Source organism: Limnohabitans sp. (genome assembly GCF_044373035.1).
Taxonomy (GTDB): Bacteria; Pseudomonadota; Gammaproteobacteria; order Burkholderiales; family Burkholderiaceae_C; genus Limnohabitans_A.
In genome coordinates, this window is record NZ_JBILQU010000058.1 from 1 (window position 1) to 18096 (window position 18096).

An 18096-nucleotide genomic window follows, 5' to 3' on the forward strand; every position below is an offset into this window, starting at 1 on the left:
GCCCATGTGAACTTCACTGGGGTTGCCTTGGCGGCGCAAAACGCCGGACTGAATGTGCTGGGTTATGCCAGCCAAGCCTGGTTTTTGCTGAATCTGGGTCTGGCAGATCGCATGGCGGCTTCCAGTTTGGCCGAGCGCAGCCAGGCGCAGCGCCTGGTCAACGAGCACGAAATGGGTGAGCTGTTCAAGGTGGTCGGGTTCGCCACATCGTCTGATTGGGCTGCCCAGGGCTTTGCCCGGGGCGACCGGTCGCACCGCCTGTAAACGGCATCAAGGCAAGCTGATGTTGCGTTGGCTCATCGTGGTGTTTCTGGCCCTGATCATTTTCAGCGGCCTGCAGAAATGGCTGCAAAAACTCGGCTTTGGCCGCCTGCCCGGGGACTTCCGCTTTCGCTTGTTCGGGCGTGAGTTCTTCCTTCCGGTCACCAGCACCTTGCTGCTGAGCTTGTTGGCTGCAGCGATAGCACGGTGGGTATGAGGTCCGGGAGACGCAGAGCTTGAAGGCCTTCCACACGAACGTGTTACAGTGCGACACGCCATTGGCGACTTATGCCCATCTAGCTCCCAGCGAGCCGATAGCGCATCCCGGCAGAGGGATGCCAGTCTTGTCCTCCACTGTGCACATCGCCCGCCATGCTTACCTAAGCTGGGCCCAGACGATTTTTTGCTTCCTTTTTCATGCACCTCTGCACGGTGCTGTGGTTTGGCAGGCCTTGTGGCTTGCTCATGGGGGCGCTTTTTTGGCAGCAGGACATGCCAAGACCCGTGCCGCCGCGCAGCCCTCAACAGGACCAGTCCAGCGGTGCGACCTCCCTTCGTTAAAATACATGACTATTCACTATTGTTCACACCAACCCATCTCCATGGGAAAATTCCGAATTCAACCGTGTTCCAGGGCTTTGCCCAATGGCGCATTTGGCGCGCAAGTGTCCGTGGCCAGTGGCCGTGGCAGCGCCAGCACCGACCGCGTGATGCGGTTTGTGCCCGAATTTGCAACGCCTGACGCCGCCAGCCAATACGCCCTCGATGAAGGCATGTTGTGGGTCGAGCGCCAGACTTCCAAACCGATTTTGCTTTGAGAAAGACGTTTTAAATGGCTAAAGAAGAACTGATTGAACTGATGGGCGTGGTCAACGAGGTGTTGCCCGACACCCGTTTTCGCGTGACGCTGGACAACGGTCACCAATTGATTGCTTATTCTGCGGGCAAGATGCGCAAAAACCACATCCGCATTTTGGCGGGTGACCGCGTGACGCTCGAACTCTCGCCTTATGACCTGAGCAAAGGCCGCATCAGCTTCCGTCACCTGGCTGGCCGCGCACCGATGGCGCCGCGCCGCCCACCGGCTCGTTGATCCTGTCCGTTTGATTTCGTTGACCTGAGTCAACGCACCAGGCCCTTGAATCGCGCAGCATGGCCCTCAAGTGATTTTCGAACACAAGGGAATCCATGACCGTTTCAGCCGACGCCTTGCACATTGTTTGTCCGCACTGCCACACCACCAACCGGGTGCGTGTGGCCGATGTGCACAACGCACCCGATTGCGGACAATGCCACCAAGCTTTGTTTGACGGACACCCGCTGGCGCTGGACGCGACCAGCTTTGACAAGCACATCCACCGCAGCCATGTGCCGGTGCTGGTCGACTTTTGGGCCCCCTGGTGCGGCCCTTGCCGCATGATGGCCCCGGCTTATGAACAGGCTGCTGGCCTTTTGGAGCCCCAAGTGCGGGTGGCCAAGCTCAACACCGAAGACGCACAGGCCATCTCAGCCCTTTTCAATATCCGCAGCATCCCCACTTTGGCGCTGTTTGTTGGCGGCAAGGAAGTGGCTCGGCAAGCGGGTGCTTTTCGCACCGCGCAAGACATCGCCGACTGGACGCGTTCGCATTTGTGAAGTTGGCTTGTGGTGGGACCGGTTTCCGATCGCGAAGCATCTGGGGTGGGCGGATCGCGGTCAGAGACCGCTGCTACAAAGAAGCATCGACCGCTTTGACGCGGGCTTGGGTGATTTGTGCACCGATTTGTGGACCCTGGAGGCCCTGGGCCGCCGCTGCTTGCGCGATGGGCGCGGTCTCGACCGACAAAGCCGCTTGTTGCGCCTGCAGCAGCCGCGCGGCCTGCGGGTAAGCCGCATTTTCAAAGCCCAGTCGCCCTCGCGCATCACACTCACACGCTTGCAACACCCGTGCAAAGCGTTCGGGCTGGCGGATGGCGTCGCAGCGTTCCAACAGGCGCATCAAGGCTTCAGGCCCAAGCTCAGCGCTGCGGTGGATGTTGCCATGTTCACGCGCCACCACTTCAGCCAGTTCTTTGCCCGCGGTCGGCACGCGCAGGCGCTCGCACAGCTTTTGCAAAAACTTCACGCTGCGGCCTTCGTGGCCAATGTGGCGGGGCAATACGTCGGCGGGTGTGGTGCCCTTGCCCAGGTCGTGCATCAGGCAGGCCACGCGCACAGCCACCGGCGTGTTCAGGCGTGCGGCCATGTCCATCACCAGCATCATGTGCACGCCCGTGTCCACCTCGGGGTGGTATTCGGCCCGTTGCGGCACACCCCAAAGGCGGTCCAACTCAGGCAGCAACACGCGCAGGGCACCACATGCGCGCAGCACCTCGAACATCCGTGAGGGCCGTTCGCTCATCAAGCCTTTGGCCAGCTCCTGCCAGACGCGCTCGGGCACCAGGTGGTCCACTTCGCCTTCCTCGACCATCTGGTGCATCAACGCCATGGTTTCATCGGCTACTGAAAAGTCAGCAAAGCGCGCTGCAAAGCGCGCCACGCGCAAGATGCGCACCGGGTCTTCGGCAAAGGCCTCGGTCACATGGCGCAGCACCTTGGTTTCCAGATCACGCTCGCCGCCGTAGGGGTCGACGATCTGATCAGCCCATTCGCTGGGCAGCGCGTGCGCCATTGCCTCGGGCACGGCCATGGCGTTGACGGTGAGGTCGCGCCGGGCCAGGTCTTCTTCAAGCGTGACATCAGGGTCGGCCTGGACCGCAAATCCTTTGTAGCCCCGGGCCGTTTTGCGCTCGGTGCGGGCCAGGGCGTATTCCTCGCGGCTTTTGGGGTGCAAAAACACCGGAAAGTCTTTGCCCACGGGCAAAAAGCCCTGTGCGCTCATGGCTTCGGGCGTGCTGCCCACCACCACCCAGTCGCGGTCGTTGACAGGCAAGCCCATCAGGGCATCGCGCACCGCACCGCCGACGACAAACACTTGCATGGCCATCGCTGGGCTCAGCGAGCCACCCGGAAGGGCTCTTCAAAGTCGATGAAGTCCTGCTCGGCCAGCGCGTCGTCGATCCAGGCTTTCACGCCGGGCAGGGCGCACACGCGGTCCATGTAGGCGGCCACATCGGCCGGCACGGGCAGGGCGTAAGTTTTGATGCGCATGACCACGGGCGCAAAGTAAGCGTCGGCGATGGTGAATGGGCCAAACAGCATGGGGCCACCGTGCGCTGCCAGCAGGCCGCTCCACAAGCTGCAAATGCGGTCCAGGTCGCCACGAACGGCCGCTTTATCGCGCAGGGCCAAAGCGCCGATCTCGGGCAGGTGCGCTTCGATGTTCATCGGGCAAGCGCTGCGCAAGCCCACAAAGCCGCTGTGCATCTCGGCGCAGACACTGCGCGCACGGGCACGGGCGGCGCGGTCTTGCGGCCATAATTTTTTATCCGGGAATTGTTCGGCCACATATTCGGCAATCGCCAGCGTGTCCCAAATGGCCAGTCCGTCGTGCACCAGCACAGGCACCTTGCCCACCGGGTTCACGTCTTTCAGCGCAGCCTTGAAATGCGAGTCGGGCGCAAAGCTGTCAAAGCGCACAAAGAACTCTTGAAAGTCAATGCCTGCCTGGCGCAGCAGCACCCAAGGGCGCATGGACCAAGACGAATAGTTTTTGTTGGCGATGTAAAGCTGGATCATGGTTTTTCCCGAAAATCAGACCCTGCATGTTAACGGCCACAGGCAAGACAAGAGCCCCAATGTGCGTCCAAGTGTTGCGAAGAGCGAAGAGCCAAGTGTCAAAAGGGGTGCAGGGCAGAAAGGACCGATCACCTCAAGGTGTGTGAGGGGCTGCGGCGGGTGACGATTCACGGTACCCCGTCATGAGGAACCCGCCGCAGCCCCTCACACACCCTCAACTGAGACCCCCAACGCTGAAACCACCAACACACAAGCCATGGCAAAGACCACTCAAGAAATCACAGCCCATACAAGGCCAGAATTCAGCGCCCCGCCCCCGCACGCCAGCGGTTCAACTTGCTGCGCGGGCCGCGATGCCCCAAATAGGTCGGCGCCACGCCTGCGGCAGAGGCTGCAGCGATGCCCAAGGCCTGCAAGCCTGGCAACTGGCCCGTGGCCACGTTGTCCACCTTCATCGACGCCAGGTTGTCCCGGCTCATGAGCGGCTCGCCCGGGGCCAACTCCATGGCCGCCGCCTGCAGCCAGCCCACCCACATCGGCAAACCCATGACCGGACGGCCCCGGCCCTGGTTCACACCGGCCCACTGTCCTGCCCGCTTGACCAACTCGCCCAGCGTCAACACATCCGGGCCGCACAACTCGTAAGTCTGGCCAATGGTGTCCGGCTTTTGCAGGCAGACCGCCACAGCACGCGCCACATCGGCCACCCACACGGGCTGAAAGCGTGTGCCACTGCCTGCCAGGGGCATGAAGGGGACCACGCTTTGCAGATCGGCAAACAGGTTGAGGAATTTGTCTTCAGCCCCAAAAATCACGCTGGGCCGCAAAACGGTGAGGTCCAGCCCGGCATTGTGCAAGACCGTCTCGCCCCGCGCCTTGCTGCGCTGGTACATCGAAGGGCCTTGCGGGTTGGCGCCCAAGGCGCTGACGTGCACCAGGCGTTGCACGCCCGCTTTTTTCATGGCGCTGGCGATCTTGCCGGGCAAATCCACATGCACGCTTTCAAAGCGGTCTTCGTTGCCGTGCAGCACGGCCACCAGGTTCACCACCGCGTCGTGGCCGGGCATCAGCCGGGCCAGATCGGCTTCGTTGTGCACCGAGGCTTCAATGACCGTGAGGCCCGGCAGGCTTTGCACGCTGGCAGCATTCACAGCGCGCCGGGTGGGCACGGTGATGTGCCAGCCCAGGCGGGCGAGTTGCTCGCAAACGTGGCGGCCAACAAAGCCGCTGCCGCCCAAGACCAGAACGCGCTGGGTGCTCATGCCGCGCTCAAACCGCCGACGGCCTGGTGCATGGCGTCCATGGCTTGATCGACGATTTGGGTGCGCCATGCGTCGGTGTCGACGTAAAACGCGTCCATCAGGTCTTGTTTGATCTGTTTTTTCAGGGTTTCAGGCGCTTCGGGGTGCAGGTGCAGCCAATGGTCGCCACGCAAGGCACCGATGACCTTGTCGGTCGGTTGGGTGCCGTATTCCATGGCAATGCCGGTGTACTCGGCTTGCGGGCATTCCTGGTAGGCCGACATCCACATCAGGCCGGTGAGGAAGGCTGAGCTGGACGAACCGTCGTAGATGGAGGTGATGCCCTGGCCCCACCAGGCTTTGGCGCGGGTGTAGGCCGCTGCGTCGTCGGCGCAGGCAAAAATGCGCTCGCCCACACCGCTGGGCCCCAGGCCCGTGTGCAGGTCGATCCAGGCCAATTTTTGGCACCGCTGACCGTACTTTTGCAGCACCCGGCGCAGCGTCAGGTTGCTCCAGGTGGGGGCCTGACCACCAAAGAACAGACCGTCCGGAAACTCGTGCTGGCCTTGGGTGACGGCGGCCTGGAAGGCTTTCATGCCGCGCTGGGCGATGTACTGGGCGGTGGCCGCTGCATTGGCGGCATCGGGTGGCCAGACCTCGGGCAGCAGCAAGGGGTGGATTTCCTTGTAGGCCTCGTTGCGGGTGAGGGACTTGGAAAAGTCCTGGAAATTGCGGTTGATGTCCACGTTCTCGTGGGTCACTCGCCGCACATGCGAGAAGCCGTGCGGGTTGAGCGCGTGGATATAAAGCACGGCCACGCCGCTGGCCTTGCACGCGGCGCGCCAAGCGGTGTTTTGCAGGGCGTGGATTTGCACACCCGAGCCGCAGTAGCCCTCCACCCCGTGGCAGGCGCTGCTGATGACCAGCAGCTGCTTCGCATCGGGCGAACCATCGAGCACCACGTCCATGGCCAGCGCCTCGCCGTCCCGGCCCTTCAAGGGGTGGATGTTGGCGTCCACCGTGAGGCCCGCTGCATGGGCGGCGTTCAGGAACTTCTGACGGGCTTCGGCATAGCTTTTGGAAAAGCCGGTTTGGATATCGGTCATGCAGGTTATCTTTTCAAGCGGTTTGTGTCGGATTGGCCAGCCATTGCGTGGCCAGTTCGACCCAGTAGGTACCGCCCAATGGGATCAGGTCGTCGTTGAAGTCATAGCTCGGGTTGTGTAGCGTGCAGGGGCCACCGCCGTGGCCCATCTCGCGGTGCGCGCCGTCGCCGTTGCTGATGAACACGTAGGCGCCGGGCTTGGCCTGCAGCATGTACGAGAAATCTTCTGCACCCATGGTGGGCTCTTGGTGCATCACATGGTCGGCTCCCACAATGCCGCCCATGACTTGGCGGGCAAAGTCGGCTTCAGTGGCGCTGTTGATCGTGGGTGGGTAGTTGCGATGGAACTCAAATTCGCACTGCGCGTCAAAGGCGGTGCAGATCGATTCGGCCACTTGCTTCATGCGCTTTTCGATCAGATCGAGCACTTCGATGCTGAAGGTGCGCACCGTGCCTTGCAACTCGCATGAGTCGGGCACCACGTTGGTGGCTTCGCCCGCGTGGATCATGGTGACCGAGATCACGCCTGCGTCCACCGGCTTTTTGTTGCGGGTGATGATGGTCTGAAAGCCTTGCACCATCTGGCAAGCGATTGGCACCGGGTCGATGCCGTTGTGCGGCAGCGCAGCGTGGCTGCCTTTGCCACGGATGGTGATCTTGAACTCGTTGCTCGAGGCCATGACCGGGCCGGCGCTGACGGCAAAAGTGCCCACCGGGGCGCCGGGCCAGTTGTGCATGCCAAAAACGGCCTGCATGGGGAACTTGTCAAACAAACCGTCCTTGATCATCTCGCGGGCACCGCCGCCGCCTTCTTCGGCGGGTTGGAAGATCAGATACACCGTGCCGTCAAAGTCGCGGTGCTTGGAGAAATGTTTGGCTGCAGCCAGCAGCATGGCGGTGTGGCCGTCGTGGCCGCAGGCGTGCATCTTGCCAGGGTAGCTGCTGGCGTGGGCGAAGGTGTTGAACTCCTGCATGGGCAACGCGTCGATGTCGGCGCGCAGGCCGATGCCACGCCCGCAAGCGCCGCCGTCGCGCCCGTGCACGATGCCGACCACACCGGTGGTGCCCATGCCGCGGTGGATGGGGATGCTCCAGTCCGTCAGTTGCTGCGCCACCACATCGGCCGTGCGTACTTCTTGGAAGCACAGCTCGGGATGGGCGTGGATGTCTTTGCGAATGGCCGCGATGCTGGCCGCGTCGGTGAGGATGGAGTCGATGATTTTCATGGGTACAGTCTAGCCACAGTTGGGTGGGATTGCCAACACCCCCGCGCACATGGGGGACAAACAGGCCGCCTGCCAGGGGTCGGGTTGGGCCACAATCAGACTGAACGATTGCCCTACGCCAGTCTTAACTTTTCACAGAGCCCCATGATTGACGCCCTTTTGCCCTCCCAAACCGTGCGCGGTGCCTGCCCGCACGACTGCCCCGACACCTGCGCACTGCTGACCACGGTGGAAAACGGCCGGGCCACCAAAGTGCAGGGCAACCCGGCGCATGCGCAGACCGATGGCGTGTTGTGCACCAAGGTCTCGCGCTACACCGAGCGCACCTACCACCCCGAGCGCCTGTTGCAGCCCATGAAACGCATCGGACCCAAGGGCTCGGGCCAATTTAAAGCTGTGGGCTGGGACGAGGCTTTGGACGCCATCGCCGCGCGCCTGAAAACCATCGCCGCACGCGACCCGCAGGCGGTGCTGCCGTACAGCTACGCGGGCACCATGGGCTTGGTGCAAAGCGAATCGATTGCGGCGCGCTTTTTCCACCAACTGGGTGCATCACTCTTGGACCGCACGATTTGCGCCTCGGCCGGGGCCGAAGCCTTGACGCAGACCCTGGGCAACAAGGTGGGCATGAAGGTCGAGTTTTATGCCGAATCCAAGCTCATCGTCATTTGGGGCAGCAACTCGATTGGCAGCAACCTGCACTTTTGGCGCAACGCGCAAGAGGCCAAGCGCAACGGCGCGAAGCTGGTCTGCATTGACCCCCGGCGCAGCGAGACGGCCGAAAAATGCCACGAACACATCGCCCTGCGCCCCGGCACCGACGCCGCGCTGGCGCTGGCCCTCATGCACGAGCTGATCATGAATGGCTGGCTCGACCAAGACTATATTGACCGCTACACCCTGGGCTGGGACGCCTTGAAGGCCCGCGCCTTGCAGTGGACGCCCGAGCGCGCAGCCGAAGTCTGTGGTGTGCCGGTTGAACAAATCCGCCAGCTGGCCCGCGACTGGGGCACGACCCAGCCCGCCGCCATCCGCCTGAACTACGGCATGCAGCGCGTGCGCGGGGGCGGCAACGCGGTGCGGGCCATCGCCTGCTTGCCCGCGCTCACCGGCGCTTGGCGGCACCGAGCGGGCGGGGTCTTGCTCAGCAGCTCGGGGCATTTTCCGGTGAAGCGGGCGGCCTTGCAGCGGCCCGATTTGTTGGGCGAGCGGCGTCCGCGCACGATCAACATGAGCACGATTGGAGACGACTTGTTGCGCTCGGCATCGCCCTCGTTTGGCCCGAAGATCGAGGCCTTGGTGGTTTACAACAGCAACCCGGTGGCCGTGGCCCCCGAGTCGGGCAAGGTGGTGCAGGGCTTTGCCCGTGAAGACTTGTTCACCGTGGTGCTGGAGCATTTCCAGACCGACACGGCCGACTACGCCGACTTCATCTTGCCCGCCACCACGCAGCTGGAGCACTGGGACATCCACACCAGTTACGGCCACACCGATGTGCTGCTGAACCGCCCCGCCATTGCGCCCGTGGGCGGTGCACGCACCAACACCGACATCTTCAGGGCGCTGGCAGCACGCATGGGGTTTGATGACCCCTGTTTTGCCCAGAGCGATGAAAGCCTGTGCCGCAGCGCCATTGGCGACGAGAAAGACTTTGAGCAGTTGCTTGAGCATGGCTTTGCTTCGCTGCCCGTGCCCGATGCGCCGTTTGCCCAAGGTGGCTTTCCATCGCCATCGGGAAAGTGCGAGTTTTTTAGCCAGCGCCTGGCCGACCAGGGCCTGGATGGCCTGCCCGACCATCTGCCCAATTACGAAGCGGCTGGCAGCGATGCCCGCTACCCGCTGGCCATGATCTCGCCGCCTGCGCGCAACTTTTTGAATTCCACCTTTGTGAACGTGCAAAGCCTGCGCGACATCGAAGCCGAGCCGGTGCTGGAGATGCACCCGCAAGACGCTGCTGCGCGTGGCGTTGCTGATGGCATGGTCGTCAAAGTGTTCAACGACCGGGGTACTTACCACTGCAAGGCGCGCTTGAACCAGCGTGCGCGACCCGGCGTGGTCAACGGCATGGGCATTTGGTGGCGCAAGCTGGGCCTGAACGGCACCAACGTGAACGAGTTGACCAGCCAGCACCTGACCGACTTGGGCCGTGCGCCCGTGTTTTACGACTGCCTGGTGGAGGTGGCTTCCGATCCCGCTTTCAAACCGACTGTCCATTCTGCGGCCACAGCCAAGGCCTGACGCTTCAAGAAAACCTTTCAAACACCATGCCCGAACTGAACATCGAACGCACACACACCCTGGGACTGGCCGGGGCACGCACCGTGGCCGAGCGCTGGCGCGTACAGGCCCAGCAGGAGTGGGGCATGGTTTGCGAGTCAGCACCCGGCGAATCCGAAGACCGCATGCGCTTTGCGCGCAGTGGTGTGAGCGGTGAATTGGTGGTGACCGATACGCGCTTTGACCTGCAGCTGAAACTGGGTTTTTTGCTGGGCGCTTACAGCGGCAAGATCGAAGAAAAAATTCAGGCCAATCTGGACGAGTTGCTAGGGCCCGTGGCCTGAAGTCTTGCGTTTGGCCCCGTTGTTGTCATACCCGGCTTGACCGGGTATCGATGGCAATCGAAGTCATGGACCCCCGATCGAGTCGGGGGTGACAAAGCGTCTGTGTCGGGGGTGACGAAAAAAAGAGTGCCAGGGATCATGCGCATGAGGGTGCTTGTGGCGCGCCTGTTCAAGGCAAATCTTTGTTGGCCTCGGCAATGGGTGAGGTGCGCGGCCCAACCGAGCCCAATCGGGCTTTCAGTGACTGCGGCTGGCGCGTCAGTATGGCGGCGTAGTTGGTGGTGTTGGACAGCACTTTTTTCACGTAATCACGGGTTTCCAAGAAAGGGATGTTTTCGGCCCAGATGGCCGCTTCGAGCACGGGGCCGTTGCGCCAGTTGCGCGAGCGGCCCGGCCCGGCGTTGTAAGCGGCGGTCGCCAAAGGCATGGAGCCTTCAAAGTCGTCCAGCACCAACTTCAGGTAACCCGTGCCAATGGCCACGTTGACTTCACGGTCGTTGATCTGATCGGGGGTGAAGCCGCTCAGGCCGATTTTTTTGGCAGTCCATTTGGCAGTGGCAGGCATCACCTGCATCAGGCCAGAGGCCCCCACATGCGAGCGGGCGTCCATGACGAAGCGGCTTTCTTGCCGGATCAAACCGTAAACATAAGCCGGGTCGAGCCGGATCTCGCCAGAGCGGCGCACCACGATCTCGCGCAGCGGCATGGGGAAGCGTTGATCAAAGTCAATCACCTCCTTGGTGCGCTCGCTGGTGTTGATGCAGCGGTCCCACACCTGCCGTTGGCAAGCCAAATCGGCCGCGGCCAGCAGCTCGCGGTCGTTCATGCCGCCGGGCGTGTGCAGGTTGGTGCTGTAGTTCCACTCGCGGTTGCCTTCAGGCCGCAGGCCCAAATGGATGGCGTACAAGGCGCGCTGCAGTCCGGGGTTGATGAGGGCCGCAGCTTTTTCTTGCGGGGTCAGCGCCATGGGGCGCTCAGGTGCCGTGATCGGTTGGCCCAGTTCTTCAAGGGCCAGTTGCTCATAAAAGCCCCGCACGCTGGCGATGCTGCGCAGCAGACCTTGGGCTTCCGCTGTGTGGGCGTTGTCCTGGGCCGTGGCGGTCAGGGCGCGGGCTCGCCAATAGACCCAGGTCGGGTCTTTGCGGTGGTCCGCGCTCATGGCCTGTGTGGCGCTCAGTACCTGCGGCCATTGGCCTTGGCGCAAAGCGGCGCGCACTTTCCAGCCCAGCAGGTCATCGTTCAGGTCGCTGTCTTTTTGTACCTTGGCAAAGTGGCTGGTGGCGTTGTCCTGCAGCTTTTGCGCGGCTTGCTTGCCAATGACGGCCCACGTCCAGTTGCGTTCTTCAGCGCTCAGCTGGATCGCCCAGCGACGGCTCAGCAAATCGGCGGCCTCGTCCGGGTCTTTGGCGGCCAGACGGATGAGGGCCAGCACCGCAAGTTCTTTGCGGCTGCGGGTAATCGCCATGATGCGCTTGTTCAGATACTTGGCCGGGTCGGCGTGGATCAGGGCCACTTGTTCGGACAGGCGCGGCGCTTCGATGTCCACCGCTGCTTGTGCTGCGCGGGGGCGGTTGGCGTCCATGGCGATGCGGGCTTTGCGCCACAGGTCCAGCGCCTGAATCTGGCGGCCCGAGTGCAGGTGTTCGGCCACATAAGTGCAGCCGTCGTCGGCCTCACGCAATGAATACCAAACATGCAGGGCTTCTTCGGCCACATCGGCCTTGCTGTTCATGGCCTCGGTGGCCAGGGCGTAGCAGCGCACCTCGCGGTCGTCTCGCATGCGAAAGCGGGGGTATTCGGCGGTGAAGGTGGCCCAATCGCGGCGTTTGCCCAGCTGCTGCAGCCAGTCGTTGCGCAGGCGGTCTTCGTAGTAGCTGCCTGCGTAGATGTTCAAGAAACTGCGGATTTCTGAGGTGGGCGCGGTGTCAAGGCGGGTGCGCATTTCCCAATAAGCGGCCAGGGGCTCCAACACATGGCCGCGGGCTTGGGGCAGCAGGGCTGAGAGCCGTTTGGCATCATTTTTGCGAAAGGCTTGATGCATCTCCAGCAGCACTTCGTCTGCCCGGTTTTTTGCTTGGGCGGGCCAGGCCCACAGGCCTGTCATGGTCATGGCGCTCAGCAGTGTCAAAATGCATCTTAATTTCATGGGTCGATTATGGACAAAGCCGAAGCAAAACGCGCCTTGAGAAAAGCCTTGATTGAAGAAAGGTTGAACCTGCCCGACCGGCTGGCGCGGGCCGAAGCCTTGCAACGCGTCATGCGCATCTGGCTGTTTGACCGCCCCGAAACCGTGATCGGTGCTTACTGGCCCATCAAGGGCGAGTTCGATCCACTGCCGGTGCTGCACCGCTGGAAAGAAGACGGCGAGTTGAACGGCGAGCCGCAGCGCCGCCAAATTGGGCTGCCCGTGGTCAACAAGCAGCACAAAACCCTGACTTTCCACACCTGGTACCCCGGCTGCCCCATGGAAGAGGACGCCTACGGCATTCCCAAGCCCAAGGACACCGAAGTCATCGTGCCCACTTTGTTGTTTGTGCCCTGCGTGGGCTATGGCATCGGCGGCTACCGCCTGGGTTACGGCGGAGGGTTTTACGACCGCACCCTGGCCACCTTGCAGCCCAAACCCTTCACCGTGGGCTTGGGTTACACCCATGGTTTTTTAGAAGATTTGGAGCCCGAAGACCACGACGAGCCGCTGAATGCCATCCTGAACGACAACGGGGTGGTCTGGCCTGTTTGAGCCAGATGCAAAAGAACCATGGCCCGACCCAAATCAGCGACCCACGACATCAAGCGCGACGCGATCCTGGACATCGCCGCGCAATGCTTTGCCCAGCGCAGCTACCCTGCCGCCAGCATGAACGAGATCGCCACCGCTTGTGGCACCTCCAAGGCGCGGCTGTACCACTATTACGACAGCAAAGAAGCCATTTTGTTTGACTTGCTGGACCGCCACACCCAGCGCCTGTTGGCTGTGATCGCGCAAACCGAGGCCGCCGCCCAACGCAAGGACTTGAACGACCGCGCCACGCTGCACGAGTTGGTTCGGGCGTTTTTGCAGGAATATGAAACCTCTGCCACCCGCCATGCTGCTTTGCTCAATGACACCCAGTTTTTGAGCGAAGTGCCCGACTCGGCCTTGGGCTCTGCGCCAGTATCCCCGCGTGAGCTGATCCTGAACCGCCAGCGCGACATCGTGGCTGCCATGACCCGCTTCATGAAGCGTGCTTACCCCGAGCGCCTGACCCCCACCAACCAAACGGCCTTGACCATGATGCTGCTGGGCATGATCAACTGGACCTTCACCTGGCTGCGTCCGGGTGGACCCATCAGCTACGCGGCCTTTGCCGATGAAGTGATTGGCATGCTGGAAAAGGGGCTGGGTTGAGGCCGTTTGACGTCTTCAGCCCTGCTCATCATCAGGTGACTGGAATTGGCTTGGAAACGGGTGGCAAATCGGCACACTTGCGTCTCGCACGGGCGCTCAAATCGCGTCCAACTCCCTGTGCCGTTTCAGGGTGAGCCAGCGTGCGCCAAAGCTTTGTGCCAACTGCTCGACCATGAACACCGAGCGGTGCTGCCCCCCAGTGCAGCCGATGGCTACCGTCACGTAGCTGCGGTGGTCGCGTTCGATGGCTGGAATCCAGTGCATGAGGAACCCCTCGATCTGCATTTGCATCTGCAAGAAAGCTTCGGACTGGCGCAAATAGGCCTGCACCGGCTCGTCCCGTCCCGTCAAAGGGCGTAGCGCGCTCTCGTAATGGGGGTTGGGCAACATGCGCACGTCAAACACATAGTCGGCATCTGTGGGAATGCCGCGTTTGAAGCCAAACGATTCAAACACCAAGGTCAGCTGGGCTGAAGGGGCGCTGACCAAGGTCTTGATGTAGGTTTGAAGCTGTGCCGATCGCAGCAAGCTGGTGTCAATGATGTGTGCACGATCGCGCAAGTCGGCCAGCAATTCACGCTCGAGACCAATGGTTTCAATCAAGGCTTTGTCGCTTTGGGGTTTGTCGCCGCCCGACAAAGGGTGTTTGCGCCGCGATTCAGAATATCGGCGCTGCAGCGTGTCGGAGTTTGCGTCCAGAAAAACCGACTTCACCGTCATGCCCATGTTGCTCAGCAAACCCATTTGCTCAGGCAACAGGTGCAACGAATTGGCGCTGCGCACATCGATGGCAATCGCCAGACGCCGCTCTTGGTGTTGCTCTTCGAGCTTGACGAATGGAATCAGCAACTCAGGCGGCAGGTTGTCCACGCAGTAATAACCCGCGTCTTCCAGGGCGTGCAGCGCCACCGATTTGCCAGAGCCGGACATGCCGGTGATGAGGATGATGTCCATGCTCAGCTTTGTGCGGCTTTGCGGCCTTGGGGTTTCAGCGGGGTATCGCCCAGCATTTCGCGGGCGTGGGCCAGGGTGGTGGCGGACAGCTTTTCGCCGCCCAACATGCGGGCGATTTCGTCCACGCGCTCTTCGCCCTTGACGCCGCGCACCTGGCTGCTGACCTGGCCCTTGGCTGCGGCCTTGATCACCAGCAGGTGGTGGTCTGCGCAGGCGGCCACCTGGGGCAGGTGGGTCACGGCCAGCACTTGCCGGTGTTGGCCGAGTTGTTTCATCAATCGGCCCACGGTTTCGGCCACAGCACCGCCCACCCCGGAGTCCACCTCGTCAAAGATCAAGGTCCCGGCTTCGCCCAGCTCGCTGGTGGTCACCGCAATGGCCAGTGCGATGCGCGAGAGCTCGCCTCCCGAGGCCACTTTGCCCACGGGCCGGGGCGTACTGCCTTCGTGTCCGGCGACCAAAAAGCTGACTTCTTCCAGGCCATGTTGCGCGGGCGCATCCAGGGTTTGCAACTGCACCTCAAAGCGGCCGCCTTGCATGCCCAGTTGCTGCATCGCGCTGCTGACGGCTTGGGCCAATGGTTTAGCGGCTTTTTGGCGTTGATTTGATACGGCTTTGGCTGCTTGCAGGCAAGCTTTGTGGGCAGCTTGTTCGGCTTTTTGCAGGCTGTCCAGGTCGGCGGCGGCATCGAGCTGGGCCAGCTCTTGGCGCCAGGTTTGCAAGCTCAAGGGCAGCTCGTCCGGTATTTTTTTGTAGCGCCGGGCCAGCGACAGCCACAGACCCATGCGCTCGTCCAGTTGGGCCAAGTGCTGTGGGTCCAGGTCGGTTTTCCGCAAATAGCTGTGCAGGCTATGGGCCACGTCTTCGGCTTGGGCCTGCGCAGACGCCAGCACCTCGGCCAAGGCGTTGAATTCGGCCTCATACTGTCCCAAAGATTGAAGGGTTTGGATGGTGCGGGACAGCTGGCGCAACGCGCCGCTTTCGCTGTCGCTCTCACCGCCTTCGAGCAAGTCCGTGCTCTGGTTGGCCCCATCGATCAAGGCTTGCGCGTTCGCCAAACGGCTGTGCTGGGAGCTCAGCTCTTGCCATTCGTCCACTTGCGGGTTCAGTTTTTCCAGTTCGCCGATTTGCCAGGCGAGGCGTTCGCGTTCGTTGGCCAAAGTGCTTTGTGCTTGCAGGGCATCGGCCAGCGTTTGCTGAGCCTGGCGCCAGGCCTGCCAAGCGGCTTTGAGCGGGCGCGTGTCGGTGCCCGCATAGGCATCGAGCAAGCCTCGCACCGCGTCAGGTCGTGTCAGGCTTTGCCAAGCATGCTGGCCATGGATGTCCAGCAACTGCTCACCCAGCTCGCGCAGTTGCGTGGCGGTGGCGGGGCTGCCGTTGACCCAGGCGCGGCTTTTGCCGCTGCTGTCCACCGTGCGGCGCAGCAGTAAATTGGCGCTGGCCTCAAACCCGGCTTCTTCGAGCCATGCCTGAATGCGGCTTGTGGGCTCAAACTCGGCACACACCTCGCAGCGGCTGGCACCTTCACGCACCACGCTGGCTTCGGCGCGGGCACCCAAGGCCAGTTGCAGGGCGTCGATCAGGATGGATTTGCCCGCACCGGTCTCGCCGGTCAATACGCTAAAGCCTGAGCTCAGGTCCAGCGCCAGTTCGTGCACGATCACAAAGTCGCGCAGGGTGATGTGCGTCAATGCCATGGTTCAATCGCCCCCGTTCCAGTGCATTTTTTTGCGCAAGGTGTCGAAATAATTCCAGCCTGCCGGGTGTAAAAAGCGCACTTTGTGCTCTGAACGATTGACCACGATCCGATCACCCAAAATCAAATCTGCCAGCGATTGCATGTCAAAGTTGGCGCTGACATAACGCCCCGCCACGATCTCGATGCTGATTTCGCAGGACTCGGGCAGCACGATGGGGCGGTTCGACAAGGTGTGCGGTGCAATGGGGGCCATGACCCAGCCGCCCATGGCCGGGTGCATCAAGGGACCACCGACCGAGAGTGAATAAGCAGTGGAGCCCGTGGGCGTGGCGATGATCAGGCCGTCGGCCCGTTGGTTGGACACAAACCGCCCGTCAACCTCGATCCGCAACTCGACCATGCCCGAGGTACCGCCCCGGTTGACCACCACATCGTTCATGGCCAGCGCGCTGAACACGCTGCGCTGGTCGCGCATGACGTGGGCTTGCAGCAAGCTGCGGTCTTCGGTTTGGTAATGGCCCTGCAGCATGGGCAGCAACACAGTCTGGTAGCTTTGCAGGGGAATGTCAGTAATGAAGCCCAGCCGCCCTTGGTTGATGCCCATCAGCGGCAGGCCATGGCGGGCCATTTGGCGGCCTATGCCGAGCATGGTGCCATCGCCGCCAATCACCAGGCCCAGATCGCACTGCGCGCCGATCTCGGCCATCTCCAGCACAGGGTATTGGTTCAAACCCGTGTGTGAAGCGGTTTCCCGGTCCAGCACCACGTCGCAGCCTTGTCGCGTCAAGAACTGGGCCACGTCGTCCAGAGCGCGGCGTGAACTCTCCAGCGCCCCGCCATGCGCGGTGGTGTGGTATTTACCAAAGAGTGCAACGTGACGGAACTTGGAGCTCATTCGCAAATTACATCATTAAAATGACCACATGCTAGATGATCGTGCCAAGTTATTGCTCAAAGCCCTGGTGGAACGCTACATTGCGGACGGCCAGCCTGTGGGCTCGCGCACGCTCTCCAAAGCCTCGGGCCTGGATTTGTCACCCGCCACCATCCGCAACGTGATGTCCGACCTGGAAGAGTTGGGCCTGATCGCCAGCCCCCACACCTCGGCCGGACGCATCCCCACCAGCCGGGGCTACCGTCTGTTTGTGGACACCATGCTCACGGTGCAGCGCGATGGCCTGGACACCCCGGCGCTCACGCCTGACCAGCCGCAAAAAGTGATTGCCAGTGCGGCCCACTTGCTGTCCAGCCTGTCGCATTTTGTGGGTGTGGTCATGACGCCGCGCAAGCCGTCGGTGTTCCGGCACATCGAGTTTTTGCGATTGTCCGAGCGGCGTTTGTTGGTCATCATCGTCTCGCCCGAAGGTGATGTACAAAACCGTATTTTGTTCACCGAGACCGATTACTCGCAAAGCCAGCTGATCGAAACTTCGAATTTTTTGAACACCCATTACGCAGGCATGGCCATCGAGCAGGTGCGCAGCCGGGTCCAGCAAGAGCTGGTCAGCCTGCAAAGCGAAATTGCCACGCTCATGCAAGCGGCCGTTCAGGTCAGTACCGAAGCACTGGCCGATGACCAAAACGAGGTGGTGATCGCGGGCGAGCGCAATTTGTTGTCGGTCAGCGATTTTTCCAGCGACATGGGCCATTTGCGCCGGGCGTTTGATCTTTTTGAGCAAAAAACCCAGCTCATGCGTTTGCTGGACGTGTCCAGCCAGGCCGAAGGCGTGCGCATTTACATTGGCGGCGAAAGCCAGATCGTGCCCATGCAGGAACTGTCGGTGGTCAGCTCGCCCTACGAGGTCGACGGCCAGATTGTGGGCACCTTGGGCGTGATCGGCCCGACCCGCATGCCCTATGACCGCATGATCCAGATCGTCAACATCACCTCGCGCTTGGTCAGCAACGCGCTGAGCCAGTCCAAATAGGCCGCTGCCGCCCACTACAATCACAGCTTCGGTGGGGGCGTTAGCTCAGTTGGTTAGAGCAGAGGACTCATAATCC

At 61.8% G+C, this 18096-nt stretch carries 18 protein-coding genes and 1 pseudogene; 10 read left to right on the forward strand and 9 right to left on the reverse strand.

Annotated elements, in window-relative coordinates:
* From ACIQ47_RS09815 to trxC, 5 genes and pseudogenes are all read left to right on the forward strand, one after another.
* Nucleotides 1-264, forward strand: a pseudogene (locus ACIQ47_RS09815) (class I SAM-dependent methyltransferase); the annotation flags it as partial.
* A 19-nt stretch (nucleotides 265-283) separates the two neighbouring features.
* Nucleotides 284-478 carry a DUF2905 domain-containing protein gene (locus ACIQ47_RS09820; protein ID WP_396437957.1) on the forward strand — a complete coding sequence of 65 codons (195 nt, stop codon included), beginning with the start codon at nucleotides 284-286 and terminating at the stop codon, nucleotides 476-478.
* A 385-nt stretch (nucleotides 479-863) separates the two neighbouring features.
* Nucleotides 864-1079 (forward strand): hypothetical protein, encoded by a 216-nt coding sequence (locus ACIQ47_RS09825; protein WP_233204898.1) that lies wholly within the window; start codon nucleotides 864-866, stop codon nucleotides 1077-1079.
* Between the two features lie 14 nt (nucleotides 1080-1093).
* Nucleotides 1094-1354 carry a translation initiation factor IF-1 gene (gene infA, locus ACIQ47_RS09830; protein ID WP_019426546.1) on the forward strand — a complete coding sequence of 87 codons (261 nt, stop codon included), beginning with the start codon at nucleotides 1094-1096 and terminating at the stop codon, nucleotides 1352-1354.
* Between the two features lie 95 nt (nucleotides 1355-1449).
* Complete coding sequence (gene trxC / locus ACIQ47_RS09835) at nucleotides 1450-1896, forward strand: thioredoxin TrxC (protein ID WP_296291148.1); 447 nt, start codon at nucleotides 1450-1452, stop codon at nucleotides 1894-1896.
* Between the two features lie 73 nt (nucleotides 1897-1969).
* Here the strand turns inward: trxC and ACIQ47_RS09840 are convergent, their stop codons facing one another.
* From ACIQ47_RS09840 to ACIQ47_RS09860, 5 genes are all read right to left on the reverse strand, one after another.
* Complete coding sequence (locus tag ACIQ47_RS09840) at nucleotides 1970-3220, reverse strand: multifunctional CCA addition/repair protein (RefSeq protein ID WP_396437958.1); 1251 nt, start codon at nucleotides 3218-3220, stop codon at nucleotides 1970-1972.
* Between the two features lie 14 nt (nucleotides 3221-3234).
* Nucleotides 3235-3918: a glutathione S-transferase family protein gene (locus ACIQ47_RS09845; protein ID WP_396437959.1), complete on the reverse strand. Its 684-nt coding sequence runs from the start codon at nucleotides 3916-3918 to the stop codon at nucleotides 3235-3237.
* Nucleotides 3919-4220: 302 nt separating this feature from the next.
* A complete protein-coding gene (locus ACIQ47_RS09850; protein ID WP_396437960.1) occupies nucleotides 4221-5180 on the reverse strand; it encodes a complex I NDUFA9 subunit family protein in 960 nt (319 codons plus the stop codon).
* The gene (locus ACIQ47_RS09855) at nucleotides 5177-6265 is read right to left on the reverse strand and encodes a M14 family metallopeptidase (protein WP_396437961.1); all 1089 of its coding nucleotides are present in this window, start codon (nucleotides 6263-6265) and stop codon (nucleotides 5177-5179) included. Before ACIQ47_RS09855 ends, ACIQ47_RS09850 begins: the two co-directional genes overlap by 4 nt.
* Nucleotides 6266-6278: 13 nt before the next feature.
* Nucleotides 6279-7490: a M20 aminoacylase family protein gene (locus tag ACIQ47_RS09860; protein WP_396437962.1), complete on the reverse strand. Its 1212-nt coding sequence runs from the start codon at nucleotides 7488-7490 to the stop codon at nucleotides 6279-6281.
* A 144-nt stretch (nucleotides 7491-7634) separates the two neighbouring features.
* On the opposite strand from ACIQ47_RS09860, the gene ACIQ47_RS09865 reads away from it, so the two are divergent.
* Complete coding sequence (locus ACIQ47_RS09865; RefSeq protein ID WP_396437963.1) at nucleotides 7635-9728, forward strand: molybdopterin-dependent oxidoreductase; 2094 nt, start codon at nucleotides 7635-7637, stop codon at nucleotides 9726-9728.
* Between the two features lie 26 nt (nucleotides 9729-9754).
* Nucleotides 9755-10051, forward strand: a complete 297-nt coding sequence (locus ACIQ47_RS09870) for a polyhydroxyalkanoic acid system family protein (RefSeq protein ID WP_396437964.1) — start codon at nucleotides 9755-9757, stop codon at nucleotides 10049-10051.
* A gap of 169 nt (nucleotides 10052-10220) precedes the next feature.
* Here the strand turns inward: ACIQ47_RS09870 and ACIQ47_RS09875 are convergent, their stop codons facing one another.
* Nucleotides 10221-12197 carry a transglycosylase SLT domain-containing protein gene (locus tag ACIQ47_RS09875; RefSeq protein ID WP_396437965.1) on the reverse strand — a complete coding sequence of 659 codons (1977 nt, stop codon included), beginning with the start codon at nucleotides 12195-12197 and terminating at the stop codon, nucleotides 10221-10223.
* A gap of 9 nt (nucleotides 12198-12206) precedes the next feature.
* Between ACIQ47_RS09875 and ACIQ47_RS09880 the strand changes: the two genes are divergently transcribed.
* Together ACIQ47_RS09880 and ACIQ47_RS09885 are read left to right on the forward strand one after the other, a co-directional pair.
* Nucleotides 12207-12791: a 5-formyltetrahydrofolate cyclo-ligase gene (locus ACIQ47_RS09880; RefSeq protein ID WP_396437966.1), complete on the forward strand. Its 585-nt coding sequence runs from the start codon at nucleotides 12207-12209 to the stop codon at nucleotides 12789-12791.
* 18 nt (nucleotides 12792-12809) lie between these two features.
* On the forward strand, nucleotides 12810-13439 hold the full coding sequence (locus ACIQ47_RS09885) for a TetR/AcrR family transcriptional regulator (RefSeq protein WP_396437967.1): 630 nt from the start codon (nucleotides 12810-12812) through the stop codon (nucleotides 13437-13439).
* 96 nt (nucleotides 13440-13535) lie between these two features.
* On the opposite strand, the gene rapZ is transcribed toward ACIQ47_RS09885, so the two are convergent.
* From rapZ to ACIQ47_RS09900, 3 genes are read right to left on the reverse strand one after another with little or no spacing between them, the layout of a single operon-like run.
* On the reverse strand, nucleotides 13536-14399 hold the full coding sequence (gene rapZ / locus ACIQ47_RS09890) for an RNase adapter RapZ (protein ID WP_396437971.1): 864 nt from the start codon (nucleotides 14397-14399) through the stop codon (nucleotides 13536-13538).
* A complete protein-coding gene (gene recN, locus ACIQ47_RS09895; RefSeq protein WP_396437968.1) occupies nucleotides 14396-16090 on the reverse strand; it encodes a DNA repair protein RecN in 1695 nt (564 codons plus the stop codon). The genes rapZ and recN overlap by 4 nt, the downstream gene beginning before the upstream one ends.
* Nucleotides 16091-16093: 3 nt before the next feature.
* Entirely contained in the window at nucleotides 16094-16987 is an 894-nt protein-coding gene (locus ACIQ47_RS09900; protein WP_396437969.1) for an NAD kinase, read from the reverse strand.
* Nucleotides 16988-17015: 28 nt separating this feature from the next.
* On the opposite strand from ACIQ47_RS09900, the gene hrcA reads away from it, so the two are divergent.
* Nucleotides 17016-18020, forward strand: a complete 1005-nt coding sequence (gene hrcA, locus ACIQ47_RS09905; protein ID WP_396437970.1) for a heat-inducible transcriptional repressor HrcA — start codon at nucleotides 17016-17018, stop codon at nucleotides 18018-18020.
* Nucleotides 18021-18096 lie beyond the last annotated feature (76 nt).